The sequence below is a fragment of the Ekhidna sp. genome, assembly GCF_965212185.1.
GTDB lineage: Bacteria > Bacteroidota > Bacteroidia > Cytophagales > Cyclobacteriaceae > Ekhidna.
The window spans coordinates 1,035,197-1,050,433 of record NZ_OZ243102.1; the positions used below are offsets into that span (position 1 = coordinate 1,035,197).

A 15,237-nucleotide genomic window follows, 5' to 3' on the forward strand; every position below is an offset into this window, starting at 1 on the left:
TCATTCGCTTATGCGAAATGGGGCTTTTTGTTTTTATTCATATTTAAGATTTTCTGATGGATTAGCTGTCGCAGCTTTATAAGCTTGAAAGCCAGTGGTCAGCATGACAAACAAAGCCACAATGATCAATACAACAAAGAAGATCACGAAACTAATCTCTGTGTGGTATTCAAAATCATTCAACCAACCATTCATAATTTTATAGCCAATAATAAATGCTGGAATCGCACCCACTACAACTAACCAAATAAAGTCTTTGACTAACAAAAGTACTAGCCCTTTAACATCAGCTCCTAATACTTTTCGCACACTTAGCTCCTTCGTTCTTTGTTCGGCTGTAAAAGATGCCAAGCCTAAAAGTCCTAAGCCTGAAATGATAATCATCATAATCGCAAAGCCTAAAAATAACTGTCCTCTTAACTGATCGCTTTCGTAATCGCGCATGAAGTTTTGATCAAGGAACTGATATTCATAAGGCACATTAGGAAAAAGTTCATTCCACGTTACTTCAATATGGTCAAGTCCAGCTTCTATATCACCTGAAATCCTAACCATTGCCTGTCGATTGTTCATCCTAGGAAATATCATGAACGACTCTATAGGATTATAGAGTGATCTATGATGAAAGTCTTTAATTACACCAATTACTTTGTGAAATACTGTACTGTCCTGATCAAATTGAAATCTTTTTCCAATCGGGTTATCCCATCCAAATCTTTCTACCATGGATTCATTCACCAATACACCAGATGCCGTGTCACTTGGGAACTCTCGTGAAAAATTCCTTCCTTCAACAATTTCAATGTCTAAAACATCTACATAATCATAATCGACACCAAAGAAGTCTACACCGTAAATCTCCATCACTCCTTCATCCGTTTCCACTGACATTACATTTTTTCCAAATCCATTACCTGGAACCGCCATAGATGTGGACGCATTGGCTATGTTAGGATTTGTGAGAAGTTCGGTTCTCAGGGTCTCCCATTTTTCACTGGTGCTTCTATTCAGACTGAAATTGACTACCTGATCTTTGTTAAAGCCATGATCAGCATTTCTTACGTATTGCATCTGCTGATAGATGACAAGTGTACCTATCAACATGAAAATGGAAATGGAAAACTGTATTCCCACCAATACTCTTCTTAACCAAACATTCCCGGTTCGTTTACTCCCAGAGCCACCCTTTATTGCCCGGATTGGGCTGAATCGAGAAAGGTAGAAAGCAGGATATGACCCACTGACAATGCCTGTAAAAATTAAAATTCCTAACAGCGTTAGAATAATATTTTGAGAAGCTAAATCTCTGATTTCCAAAGCTGTACCAAGCTGTGAATTGATTGCAGGGACTAGTATCAACAAAAGTAGGATACTTATAAACATTGAAACCAATGCTATGAGAACTGACTCTATCATGAACTGCCTGATCAGCGCACCTCGAACAGCACCCATTACTTTTCTGATGCCAACTTCCAATGCACGACGCATAGATCTTGCGGTTGCCAGGTTCATGTAGTTAATACATGCGATTAGTACTAGAAATATTGCTACTACCAGGAAAATGTAGATGTAATCAATATTACCAAGAGCGGAAGGTTCATTTTGAAAGTCTGAATACAAATGAATGTCTTGTATATTGATCAACTCATACTTGACTTTAATATCAAAATCATCAAAAATAGTGGCTACATATTTGGGTATAATTTCATCATTGAGTCGGTTCTCAACATGCTGCGGATCGACTCCATCATTTAACACGACATACGTATACAGTCCAAATCCACCCCAACTTTGAGAATTTGCATATTGTTCATTTGTACTAAATGAAGCTATTGCATCCGGTCTTATATGAGATGTCACAGGTATGTCATTGTAAACACCATTGACTTTGTATGAGAATCGTTCCGTTTCAAGGATCTTTCCCATTGGGTTCTCACCTTTAAAAATTTTGTCGGCCAGGGTCTTACTAATGACTACACTATTAGGAGCGTTCAATGCAGTTTCAGGATTTCCTTGAATGAAGTCCACAGCAAATACTTCAAAAACCGAAGAGTCTGCCAGGTACCAGTTTTCCGCTTCATAATTGCGGTCTTCGTATCTAAACCGAGTATTGCCTCCTCCGGCAAAGCGTGTAAACTGTGATACTTCCTTAAATTCCTCTTTTACAGTTTTACCTAATGGCGGTTGGGAAACCGCCCATTTAAATGCATTATCCGGTTCTTTAATGTCTGCTGAAATTCTATAAATATTATTGGCATTCGGGTGATGCTTATCAAAGTTTGTCTCTTGATTGAGATAAAGAACAATAAGCATTGCCGACGCTATACCAATAGTTAACCCAAGGATATTAAGTAGTGCATATCCAGGTTGGCGCTTTAGGTGACGGATGGCCACCAAAAAATAATTTTTGATCATAGGTTTTGAGTTTGTGACTTAAAGAGATACTCAGCGTGATAACAATAGTTTCATTCACCCATCACAATTAAGGTTTTTTAACAGATGAGTTAACTTTGCGATCAATATGAAAACAGCAGAAATACATACAAAAAAAGGAGTAATGAAAATTGAATTCTTCGAGGAAGATGCTCCTAATACAGTTAAGAATTTTGTAGACCTGGCTACTGATGGTTACTATGACGGTTTAACATTTCATCGTGTAATTCCAAACTTTGTAATTCAGGGTGGTTGTCCTAAAGGCGATGGTACCGGAGGGCCAGGTTACCAAATCGATTGCGAGTTAGATGGTGATAATCAATACCATGATCGAGGCGTTCTTTCGATGGCGCACGCTGGAAGAAATACAGGAGGGTCGCAATTCTTTATATGCCACAGTCGAGATAATACTTCACACCTTGATCGCAATCATACAGTTTTTGGTAAAGTGGTTGACGGACTTGATGTGATCGATCAAATAAAGGAAGATGATGTAATGGAGAAGGTAGTAATAAATGATTAACTCAATGGCCTGCAAAATGCAGGCTTTTTATGTTTTAAAGACTAACAACTCTAAGTTCAGGAAGTTGACCTTGAAAAGAATTACTAGTATGAAGATTATTTTATCGCTATTTACCTTCTTATTAACCACGTTATTATTTGGTCAACGGAGAGACAATGCTGATCAATTTCAAACGAATGATGGAGTAGTCACCATTCAGCCAATTGTCCATGGGTCGTTGGTGCTTTCCTGGAAAGATCAAACCATATACATCGATCCTTATGGAGGAGTAGAGAGGTACAGCGGACTGAAAGATCCGACATTAATAATCATCACAGATATCCATGGGGATCATTTAAACCAAAAAACACTAGATGCCTTGAATACATCTAACACAACTTTAATTGGACCAGCAGCTGTTAAGGAGAAGCTTCCAAAAGACCTCCAATCAAAGACTACATCAATCGACAATGGACAAACTATTGTATTTGAAGACATTGAAATTTTGGCAATACCAATGTATAACCTGCCGGAATCTCCCGAGTCAAGACACCCAAAGGGTAGGGGAAATGGCTATGTTTTAAAAATAGGAGGAAAGAGAATTTATGTTTCGGGTGATACTGAAGATATACCTGAAATGCGAAATCTAAGAAATATAGATGTAGCCTTTGTTTGTATGAACCTACCATACACAATGACGGTCGATCAGGCGGCTAGCGCAGTGATTGAATTTCAACCTTCTGTAGTTTACCCATACCATTATCGAGGCAAAGATGGATTAAGCGATGTTGAAGCCTTTAAAGATTTAATCTTAGAAGCTAGTGTTTCAACAGAAGTTCGTCTCAAGAATTGGTATGTTGACTAATCTCAATATTTTTTTCAGGTGGAGAAACTTATAAAAACGAGTGATTCATTTTTTATTGCTTTCTCAACGATTTTATTCGTCTAAGAATCTAGCCTGTTTATCGATTCGCATTGTCTCTTTATGACTGCAATCGATTGCGGTAAATGACTATAATTCATACGGTTGCAAAATATTATGGGGTTATTAAGCCATAATTACGCGTACTTCAATAAATCGTATTGACCGATAGTCTCCTTGCAATCTTTTAAAAGTCTCTTTAGATTGCTATAGCCTTTTAATTTGTTTACTAAACCATAAAACAATCATTATGCAGAAACTACTTCTGGTTTCTCTAATGATTTTCTTGACTAGCGCAGTATACGCGCAGGACGATTCCGGCGGGACAAGTCCTACGTCAGGGGAATTATTAATAGAAATCACCTCTTCACCTTTTGGCCGGGACGTAAATAACTTCTCTTCGAGCAGTAGTACTACCTTGCTAAATTTTGGACAGTTCAGGGCAAGATATTTCCTGACTGAGACTTTGGTACCACGTTTGGGTATTTGGTTTTCCATTGACGATAACAGAGATGGAATGTCAACACCAGACGTTACACAGACAATTTCCCAATTCATGTTTACACCCGGTGTAGAATACCATTTCATAAATGAAAATGGATTCACTTCATACGCAGCACTGGATATTGTTATCTCGGGACGATCTGTGGAGCAACTAAGTGAAACGGACTCTGATATATCAGGAGCTCTTCCTGGTTCATCTGACGTGTCTTCTATAATAACACAACCAAATAGATCCTTCAGTTTTGACAACAGAGGATTTTTTGGTATTGGTGCTATGGGAGCCGTAGGAGCCGATTATCATTTCTCATCCAGATTTTACATGGGAGCGGAAATAGGGTTCTATTTCGTAACCGGTAAAAGTTCTGATGTGGAGATTGATGGTACCCTTTATCAAAGCGGTATCAAATTCTTCGAATCTGGTGTAAAAACCAGCAACTCATTCAGAATTGGATTCAAACTTCTTTAACTAACGTCTAGAATAATGAAAAAATTATATAACAATATTTTATACCTAAGAGCATTGATGCTGGTCTTTATGGCTGGTCTTTTTGTTTTTAGTGCGAATGCACAGGATTTTACCGTTGCACAAACGTTTAATTCTACTTATTTAGGTGAAAGGGATACGGTCTTGATCGATACCTCAGCTACCTTTTTCTCCACAGATACACGTTATTATCTTTATCGAGATAATGATTTCAGTACGACATACACAGATGGAGACGATATACTTGATACAAGTAGCTCGATTGGTGATACAACCTTAACTTATGTTTGGGATGAGTCAGGCCTTACTGCTGCCAACTATCGAGTAGCAGCTATCACTGGTTTTGGCACTAATGAAACAACAGATATTACGGATGTAACGATCACTGGAGTCCCTTCAAATGATGCTGAAACAAGGACCAATGGTGTGGCTTATGGTAGCCTTACATTCCCGTTTGCGACAGATGATTACTATGCATTTGATAACGTAGGATTCAGGGGTTTAGAAACTGGAGTTATCCCAGAATTAGATGTAGATAATTCAGTTACAGCAAGCCTTAACTTTGATTTCTACCTTACTGATATTCCTGAAAATTCAGATGACTCAGTTGTTCTGGAATATTCATTAGATGGATCGACTTGGATTACATTAATCGATTCTCTAAATAATGGATACGATGATCCGGGAGAAACATCCAATAGATTAATAAGTGTTTCTTACGAATTGCCTAATATGGCAAAGGATCCAAATACAAGATTTAGATTCAGACAAGGTCCAACCTCTGCTAGTGCTCAACGAAGTGATTATACAGAAGGGGAAGCGGCATGGTACATTGATCCTGATAACTTTCAGGTCGTTGTTGGAAATCAAGACGCAATTCATGACGAATTTGTTGTCAATTATTCTATAATTAGACCTTTCACAGGAATTACTTTAACAGATACCACGGGAAATCAAAACTACTACGGTGGTGGCGGATTTGAGATTGATGCTACATTCACCGGATACGAAGATCAGGTGTCAGACTTTAGTTATGTAGCCATCTTTAGAAATACAACAACAGGTCAAACATTCTCGGTTGTTAATACTGACATGACATTTGGTGAGACTGAAAACAACCCAAGTGAATTTGTATATGACTTTGAAATAGATGGAGTCATCCCAACTGACATAGATTATTCTGACAATACATCTTATGACGATTGGGACGTTTCAGTTGAAGCGTTTACTGGTGCGACAGCAACAGTAGGAAACTCTGAAAATCTATTGGCCGCCGGAACAGTAGTTGGTGGTACCAATGTGACTAATTTCAATGCCGATGATGATCGTTTCTATCTATCCGATGAATTAGATGTTCAAACAGTTACTGGAGCTTCAATTACACTAGATTTAAATAAAAATTTAGCTCAACTTTATCCTAGTGGTACTGAAGTAGTTTTAGAATACACCACGAATGGTACAGACTTTACGGAACTAATTGCGGATGGTAGAACAGCAGCGGCAATTAGCTTGAATGATACAATTGACGGAGGATTTGATCCATTTACGTATGACATCTCTTCAGAAACTGGACTAATTTCAACCACCACTCAATTTAGAGTTCGTCAGCTTAGCAATAGCGGATTGAATCTAGATACATGGGGGATTGGTCAATTAAGTTTATCTACTGAAGGCTCACTCCTTGAAGATAACAGCACCATCTCATATGGATCAGTAGTAGGTGTTACAATTAATCCACCTGTGATTGTTTTAGATCCTGTAGATGTACCAGCTGAGTTTATTTATCCTGGAGATGAAGTAGATCTAACTTATAATATAACTCTTGGTGAATTCCCTGCAGGAACGACTTTCACAGCAATGTTGGAAGGTGGAACCTTCGATTATGCGATAGGAACATCAAGCTTAATTACTCCTGGTGATGATCAGGATCATACGATTACAGTAACAATTCCACCGATTATCGGAGGAGATTATTCAGTGAAATTGGAAACGAATCCTGAATCAAATTCTGTTACTATTCCAATATTTAATACTGAATTAGAAATCACTGGAGTGTCTTCTGACAATGGAATTTTTGATGGAGCTACAGATGTATTCTATCCAGGTGATAACATCACAGCAACTTATGAGATCACTGGTTCTGTCGGAACTGGCGCAGAGCTTTTCTTCGAAGTTTGGGATCAGGGTGATAACTCCACGACTGACGATGATGAGTGGGTGGTTTTAACTTCAGCAACTGGTGCAGATATTGATGGCACTATTACTGGAACGTTACCTACCGGAATTAACTTTGATGATCCTTCCAATGCTAAAGTAAGAATTCGAATTGGAAATGGTTCTCTTGCAAATTCTTCATCCGTATTCCTTCAGGATTTGAATGGTGATAATGTTGCCTATTTCGTTAGCACATCGCCAGGTTTTGGATACATTTTTAACGCAATTGACGAGGAGTTAATTGAAGGCAATGATCCTACAGATATCGATGCGTTTATTGGTTCTGGCGAAAGATCTGCTACAACCATTCCATTTGAAATGCCATTTGGTGGTGGTTTTTATGTACAACTTGATGGTATAAGCCACGATTTTGATCAGGATGTACTTATTCAAGTATCAAATGATGGTACAACCTGGGAAACTTTAGAAACTTTAGAGTATACAGGTACTGGTACATTTGATAGTGAATTTTTCTTATATGTTCCAGAGAGTTCTTGGGGTGATGAGGTAAGATTCCGGGTCATTTACAATGAAGCTGGTTCAGCTGGTGAATTTGAGAATGAGATCGAACTGGATTATTTATATGTTGTAGCGAATGAATCTGTATCTGCTAACTCTGATGAGTTTGATATCAGTGGTCAACTAAGAAGATACACTGTTTCGCTTGAGGTACTAAGTGAAACAAGTTTTGTTGTAGGAGAAGAAGTAACGGTAGAATACACAACTGAAGGTCCTTTCCCTGCGAATACAGGTTTTGCACTTCTTTTTGAAGGTAACCTTGATGGCGATGGTGATCCAGGAACGACTGGTGATGCTAACTCAGGTGAAGATTTCTTTACTGTTTTGGCAACCAGTACAGATGAGGGTTCTGGTTCATTTACATTCAACGTGCCAGATATGGCTTACGAATTTGATGGAACGGATGCTATATTCACTTTGTATTCCACAATGACAGTTGTTGCGTATGATGCGACTGGTGGAGCAGATTTCCTTCCTAATGAAACCATTACTGTCAATGAAGACGATCAATTCCTTGTCATTGAAGGAACAGATGACGATAGTGGCAATTATACATTTGATCTTGCTGGAAACAGGGATCTTTTAACGGATGCCTTTGATTTATCAGGAGCACAATCGGTGATCTTGAATTTCAATTATACTTCCACAATTGATGAGGATGATCAGCTATCAACAATTCCCGTACTCCAATATTCAATAGATGCTGGTGCAACTTTTGTAAACATTGAAGTAGAAGAAAGTGGACTTGAAGGCGGATATATTGTAGGGACCAACACGTATGCGGTGGAAATACCTACAGCAGCAGTAACAGCTGCTACCCATTTTAGATGGGTACAAAATCTGAATTTAGGAGCTGGAACAGATACCTGGACAGTTAATGGAATTTCCGTTGAATTAGTAAATGGAAACGAAATTGATTCGGATTACAAGATCGTAAATGATGATCAAGCGATATCTGTTAGTCATCCTAATATAGCAGGTGGTCAATACTCATTCGGTCAAGTAGATCCATCAGCTGCTGTTTTCAATGGAGAAGATGTTCAATTATCATTTGCTCCGGTATTTGAAACAAGCGATGAATTTCCAGCTGCAGCAACTTTCACGTATTATCTGAAAGATGATATGGGTGATTTTGTAGTAGATCCTTCTAACGGGGATGCGATTGTTCTTGGAACTGCCACTGCACCAGGTGATTTCACAGCTTCTATTCCATTCTTTGTAGAAAATGGAACATATACTGTGTCACTCGTTTCAGAAAAAGATGGAGCGGAGGAACCTTACTACTATTTCGGAAGTGAGACCACTGCCGAGGATTTAGGTACGATTGAGGTTTTCTTGAGAGTTCTTCGAACTACCTTAACATTTGATGAAAATGACGTGTTATATGCAGGAAGCCAGGCAACATTCGCTATTGAACTGGAAAACTCTGAGTCAGATAATACTACAGATCTTTTTGCAACACTCTTAGTAGTTGGCTATAGCACAGATGGAGACTTAGTATTGGCGAATCAGCAAGGTATTGCTGACATGACCGTAGATCTTCCTCCATACTTAAGAGGTCAATCTTTCAATTTTGAAGTAAGATTAACTGAGAATGCTGTACTTGGAGAACCTGGTGACATTATTGGAAGTGAGGAGTTATTGAGTCTTGAATTAGAGGACGACAGCTTTGTAAGTGATGAATTATTGCCTCTAGAAATAAGCACGAGAGTTTACACTGAATCAGAACTTGGATATAATTCCAATGAAGCGATTTTCTTTACATGGGATTATGATACTAAAGATGGCGTAGTAAGACTGCAACAGAATATCAATGGTGGTGGTTGGTCTACAATTGCCACTTATAGTGGTATTAATTCATTCTCAACCGGATGGACTGTTGATGCAGCATTGCGAGATTTCTCTGGAAATGATCAAATTCAGATCCGATGGATTATTGAGGGAGCAACTCAACCGGGGGCTTTTGTTAATGTTTCCAATGTTTACTGGAGAGATGTTACTGTAGACGATTCTGAGCTTTCAGTTGATGATGGCGTAATGATTTTCGAAAATGATTTTGGTAGAGGACTAATAACATCAAGAGAAGTTGAAGCAGGTGAGCTTTCATCGTCTGCGCGGTTAGAATTTAATCTTACATTCGAAAAACTTGCAGAAGAGATCGCATCTAATCAATTTTTGATCTTTGAATACTCAACGGATGGTGGAGCTACTTATTCTGAACTTGAAACATTCCCGGAAGTTGATGAAGAAGACAATACATTAGATGATGAATTGTTTATTTATACCTTGACTGACTTCATGGATGTAGATATCGACAATGTGAAATTCCGATTCCGTCAGGAAGAACGAAATAACATTTTTGTATCAATCAGAAATTTCTCTTTCTACCCAGCAGAAGTGTTGCCGTTCGACTATCAATCAGATTCAAGAATGGTTGCAAATCAAGCATTGCTCGTAACCTCTATTGGAGCTGAACAATCGTGTTTGGTAGATGAAATCGTTCTGGGTTACGAGGTAAGAGGGTCATTTGGAGCAGACAACATTGTAACTGTTTCTTATGATCAGATTAATGGAGCAGCAGATGGTACATTAACTCAAGAATTTGATGGTATTGTTTCTGGAACAGGAACACTTGATGGATTTACGCTACCAAGTACTGTTTTCGGTACCGGTGATAACAACAAGAACTTCAGATTCAGATTGAATTATGATGATGATACGTACATGGATATCGATGAGGATTATGATGATTCTGGTCAGCCATTGAGTGAGAACAGTGTTGAAGTAGTTGCCAAAATTGACTTAGATGCTGAAATTTCTGTTTCTTCTGGAGATAAAGCATGTGAGGGTGAGAGCCTGATCGTAAATGTTGATGATGTTCAGAATTACTTTACCTATGAGATCATCGATACTTCTGATGATAGTGTACTTGGTACATTAACCTATGATCCTGAAATGGGAGATACAGAAGTCGATTTAGGTCCGATTACAGCAGATGTGGTGCTTGGATTGCAAATCACTTCCAATACTTCTTCTGGTACTGCATGTAGAACACTTACTTCTACATTCGAACTGGAAGTAGAATTAGTTGAAAATGGACTATCATTCCTTTATAATGATAATTTAGATCTGTACGAGGTTGTTTCAACTGGTCAAACAGTTGATCTTTGTGAAGGCGCGTCGATCGATTTAGAAGTAGCGAGAGATGCTGATGAAGCTGATGCTGGCGGATTTACTGCAACTTTGGTGGAATGGTTCAGAGATGATATCAACACACCAATTGCTACAGGCAATTCTATTGATGAGGATGATATCAATAATAAGTCCGGCGATTATTTTGCCAGAATTACGGACGGTGAGTGTCAGTATTTAACTGAAGCTATCAGCGTTAATATTGTGGTATCTCCTGATAAGCCTGTAATAACAGTTACTAGCGGTAACCTTACCGGTTGTGAAGGAGATGATCCGGTTGTAATGGAAGGACCGACTGGGTTTGCATTCTATCAATGGTCATTTACACCAACTTCTGGTTCACCTCAAACCTTCACGACTCGAGTAATCGAAGCTGAAGATCAAGGTACTTACACTATAGATGTATCCAACTTTCCTTTTAATGGTACCACTTCTGGTTGTGAGAGTAGCACTTCTGATCCGGTATATTTAGAGCGTTACAATCTGTCAGAATTCTTAATTGGAACTACAGGCAACTTGCAATCAGATGCATCGGCAATTGTTGATGGTGATGTGTTTGAAGGATGTGGTGATAGCTTTGTAGTCTATTTCTACGATGGATTTAACAACACCCAGACAGCAAACAATGGAACAATTGAAATAATCAAAGATGGAGTGAGCGAAGGATTCACGACATCTAATAATTATGATTTAGCACCATTGGGATCTGGAGTATATAGCTTTAATTGGATCAATCACAATGTACCATTGGGCACAGCCTGTACAGCTTCTTCGGTATCATTTACACTGAATATCTCAGACATTCCTGATCCAGTTGTAATATCAACTACTGATGCATTGGCCTTCTGTGAAGGTGGTGGTTCTGTAACATTGACTGCACCTGCAGGTTTTGCACAGTACAGATGGAGAAACTTTGGTTCTGTGATTGGAAATAACTCAGATGGTTTTGGTAATGCTAGCAATACGCTAACTGTTACTGATGCAGGTGAGTACACCGTAGAGGTTTCGAACCAAGCAGCTGGCACAGCATGCTTCAGTGGAGAGTCTAATACCATAGAAGTTAATGTTCGTCAAATTGCAGGAGATGATGTGAATTTTGATCCACAAGGAACATTGTGTGGTCCTGGTACAGCGAGTATTGAGATTACGGGATCTGATGATCAATGGTCATATCAAATTTACGATCAAGTTACAAATACAGCGGTTGGTGCACCATTTATCGGTTCACCTGGTAATTCGATATTTGTTGATCTTGATATAACAGAGCAGACTAGCTTCTATGTGTTAGTAAGCTATTCAGATGGCGAAGGTTGTCCTGAATTGGAAGCATCTTCAGGTAATTTCTTTACTGTATCACTTTACAATGTTGAACTGGAACTTGATGGTAATACTATAAGAGCTGAAGCATCAGGCGGCATTTTCTGGACGGATATAGAATGGTTTAGAAATGGCGTTAGGTTGCAGCAAAGAAGCGGAGATAGCCAGATTTTCGTAACTGATGCAGCAGAGTATAGTGCTGAAGTCACATTCAATAACGGCGAATGTGTAATCACAACAAATACTATTGCAGTTGAAGGAGCAAGAATTCAGACGTTCTTTGGCGAACTTGAAGCTTCTACCTACCCGAATCCATCATCTGATTTCATCAATGTGGATATGAAAGGTGGTGACCTTGGTTCTTATGATGTGAAAGTAGCTAACCTTTCAGGTCAGGTAATGCTTTCAGAAGAATTCAATAAGACTGAAGAAGAAGATTCGATGACTGTAGATATCCGATCTATTGAAAAAGGTATTTATACCTTGATTATAAGAAAGGGTAGTAAAGTTCAGAGCTTTAGAATTGTTAAACAATAAAAAAGAGTAGAGTAGTAGGGAGCAATCCCTACTACTTCCCTTAAAACATCAATAAAATGAAAAAATTACATAATATTTTAATGATAGCGGGAGTAGTGTTACTATCATACTCTTGCTCACAAACATCCGCTCCAACACCAACTCAGATGATGCCTGGAGATTGGGATGTTCGAGAAGTTTACGTTAATGGTCAAACACAAGGTTCAGTAGATTTATTTGAACGATTTATAATTGAACGTGATGGATCATTTGTTTTAGAAGATATCAACGGAATTTTCTTTGCAGGTACTTGGACAGCCACTGATGCACAACTTACAATGAATGCTTCAGATGGTACGGTCTTCAATTTTGCAATTGTTTTCCAGTCTTATTCTAAAATGCAATTGGTTCAGAATATTACTGGATCCAATGCAGGAGACTTGGAAATTAGATATCTCTTAAATAGAAATGATAATGATACGTATTAGTATCTGAGATTTCTAAATAGAAAAAAGCGAATTCTTATGAATTCGCTTTTTTTATGTCTTAGTCTTAAAGTTTCTCACACCTTTCTACCAGATGTTCGAACATAAAAATGGAAAGTTGGTTTCTGACATCTGAGCCGATTAAGTTTTCAATTTTTCTTCCATCAATTTCTACAACAGGTGTCAACTCGCCCATCGTTCCAGTCGCGAAAACTTCATCAGCATTATAAAATTCTACCAAACTGAGGTCTCGTTCATGGCAAGGAATGCCGTGATTAAGTGCTAATTCAATAACAAAATTTCGTGTGATACCTGGTAAACATGCATTGGCATAAGGTGTATAAAGGATGCCATCTTTTACCAGGAATAAATTGGTATCATTTAACTCTGCAATAAATCCTCTATCATCTAGCATTATTGCCGCATCAACACCTGCAAAGTTCGCCTGGACTTTGGCTAGAATATTATTAAGCAAGTTGGTATGATGAATCTTTGAATCTAGAAATTGAGGCCCGTTTCTTCTTTGTGTTGAGGTGATCACTCTTATACCTGATTCATTGTCATATACCAGGGGTTTCCATTCTGCCAATACAATCAGACAGCTTCCTTTTTGATTTAAGCGAGGATCCATGCCAGATGTTACTTTCTCACCTCTTGTAAGTGTCAGCCGAATATGAACATCCTCATCCATTTTATTTGCATCAATGGTTTTTTTGATCGCCTCTTTTACGAATTTTCTAGAAGGCACATCATCAAAGGCCAAAGCTTTTGCTGAATCATAAAGTCTGTCAAGGTGCAGTTCTAAATGGAGTATGCCTTCTTTGTATAATCTTAAACCTTCCCAAACTGCGTCACCTCCTTGAACCGAGGAATCAAAAACAGAGACTTTAGCTTCGTCTCGAGGATAAAGTTTATCACCTACCCAAATTTTGATGTTCTTATTTTTTGAATTGAATTGCTGTTGCATCGATCTTCTAGTTTGACGTTAATTTAAGGAAACAATTCCTTGTGAAAGCATAATAAACGAAAAGAGGGAAGGAACCTTAAGTACAAGCTTTCAGCTTAGTATAAAATGGTAATGCCTCTTCATATAGTGTTTTACAATGATTAGGTAAAGGTCTTTCACTCGTTTTCTGTTTTGCGAAACCGGAAGATCTATGCACATTTTTATACCAATACTTAGCCCAAACTCCGTCCTCAGGAATAGGACCCCTACTCCATGAAAGCATTCCTTCTTCAAATTCAATACCTATAGCTGCGCAAAGTTGACTCAAGCCTCTTTTTGGATTTGCTAAGATGTCATTAGAATCAATAACTGCTGGTTCTAGACCGTTTTCAATCAAATAATCAAGAATGTCGGCTTCATACTTTAACCCAATATCTTGTAATGTTGGCTCTGGAATTACCTGCGCGAAAGATGCAATTAATTGCTTGGGGTCTCGAATGAGTAAGACATTTTTCATAGGGAGTAAATAATTCCAACCTAAACCTTCATGATGATGCGCCATATTTTTGAGAAACACGATACCGTGTTTACCTTCAAGATCTTTGATCTGATTGATCACGACTTTTTGATCGGATGACATACTTAATAATGTTTCCTCGCGTCCAGGATGATCGAGTCTGGTTTTAATCAAATAGTGAGCATAGAAAGGCTCGTCTACTACTTTTATTTTTGAATGCTGAGCAAACGAATACATCAGAGCGGTTGAAATATTTCTGGGACCGGAGATAAGGTTAATGATCATATTGAATACCTTTTCCAATGACGATTTTGTATCCATTCAGATCTTCAATGACAAACTCTCTCATTTTATAGTCACTATCATTTATGGGTTCTATAATTGTTGCACCAGATTTTTCATACTCTTCAAATACGGTATCCGGATTATTTACGAATATGTAGAGTTTCGCATGATCGGTATATAGTGGAGCCGAGCTTTCGGAAAAATGCAATCCTACGGAATCCTCTCGATTTACTACTCCATAAGTAGGAGGGTCTTGCCACAGAAATGAAATGGAGAAACCCAAAACATCACGATAATATTCAGAAGCTTCTTTCACATTGGGTACAGGCAGGATGATTGAGGAGTGTGAGAAAAGTTTCATCCTCTAAATATCATAAAAAAACCCTATTCGAAATTGTCGA

The 15,237-nt window shown here is 38.3% G+C and carries 9 protein-coding genes; 5 read left to right on the top strand and 4 right to left on the bottom strand.

Going from position 1 to position 15,237, the window contains the following annotated elements; genetic code table 11:
* Positions 1-33: 33 nt before the first annotated feature.
* Complete coding sequence (locus tag ACOMC3_RS04555; RefSeq protein ID WP_420318346.1) at positions 34-2,415, bottom strand: ABC transporter permease; 2,382 nt, start codon at positions 2,413-2,415, stop codon at positions 34-36.
* Positions 2,416-2,521: 106 nt separating this feature from the next.
* On the opposite strand from ACOMC3_RS04555, the gene ACOMC3_RS04560 reads away from it, so the two are divergent.
* The 5 genes from ACOMC3_RS04560 to ACOMC3_RS04580 all read left to right on the top strand — a co-directional run bounded on the left by ACOMC3_RS04560 (position 2,522) and on the right by ACOMC3_RS04580 (position 13,091).
* Positions 2,522-2,956 (top strand): peptidylprolyl isomerase, encoded by a 435-nt coding sequence (locus tag ACOMC3_RS04560; protein ID WP_420318347.1) that lies wholly within the window; start codon positions 2,522-2,524, stop codon positions 2,954-2,956.
* Between the two features lie 88 nt (positions 2,957-3,044).
* On the top strand, positions 3,045-3,800 hold the full coding sequence (locus ACOMC3_RS04565; RefSeq protein WP_420318348.1) for an MBL fold metallo-hydrolase: 756 nt from the start codon (positions 3,045-3,047) through the stop codon (positions 3,798-3,800).
* Between the two features lie 307 nt (positions 3,801-4,107).
* Positions 4,108-4,827, top strand: a complete 720-nt coding sequence (locus ACOMC3_RS04570) for a hypothetical protein (RefSeq protein ID WP_420318349.1) — start codon at positions 4,108-4,110, stop codon at positions 4,825-4,827.
* Between the two features lie 15 nt (positions 4,828-4,842).
* Entirely contained in the window at positions 4,843-12,624 is a 7,782-nt protein-coding gene (locus ACOMC3_RS04575; RefSeq protein WP_420318350.1) for a T9SS type A sorting domain-containing protein, read from the top strand.
* A 56-nt stretch (positions 12,625-12,680) separates the two neighbouring features.
* Positions 12,681-13,091: a hypothetical protein gene (locus ACOMC3_RS04580; RefSeq protein WP_420318351.1), complete on the top strand. Its 411-nt coding sequence runs from the start codon at positions 12,681-12,683 to the stop codon at positions 13,089-13,091.
* 64 nt (positions 13,092-13,155) lie between these two features.
* On the opposite strand, the gene ACOMC3_RS04585 is transcribed toward ACOMC3_RS04580, so the two are convergent.
* The 3 genes from ACOMC3_RS04585 to ACOMC3_RS04595 form a co-directional block, all read right to left on the bottom strand.
* Positions 13,156-14,055: an aminotransferase class IV gene (locus ACOMC3_RS04585; RefSeq protein ID WP_420318352.1), complete on the bottom strand. Its 900-nt coding sequence runs from the start codon at positions 14,053-14,055 to the stop codon at positions 13,156-13,158.
* Between the two features lie 76 nt (positions 14,056-14,131).
* Positions 14,132-14,836 carry a sulfotransferase family protein gene (locus tag ACOMC3_RS04590; RefSeq protein ID WP_420318353.1) on the bottom strand — a complete coding sequence of 235 codons (705 nt, stop codon included), beginning with the start codon at positions 14,834-14,836 and terminating at the stop codon, positions 14,132-14,134.
* Entirely contained in the window at positions 14,826-15,197 is a 372-nt protein-coding gene (locus ACOMC3_RS04595) for a VOC family protein (protein ID WP_420318354.1), read from the bottom strand. Before ACOMC3_RS04595 ends, ACOMC3_RS04590 begins: the two co-directional genes overlap by 11 nt.
* Positions 15,198-15,237 lie beyond the last annotated feature (40 nt).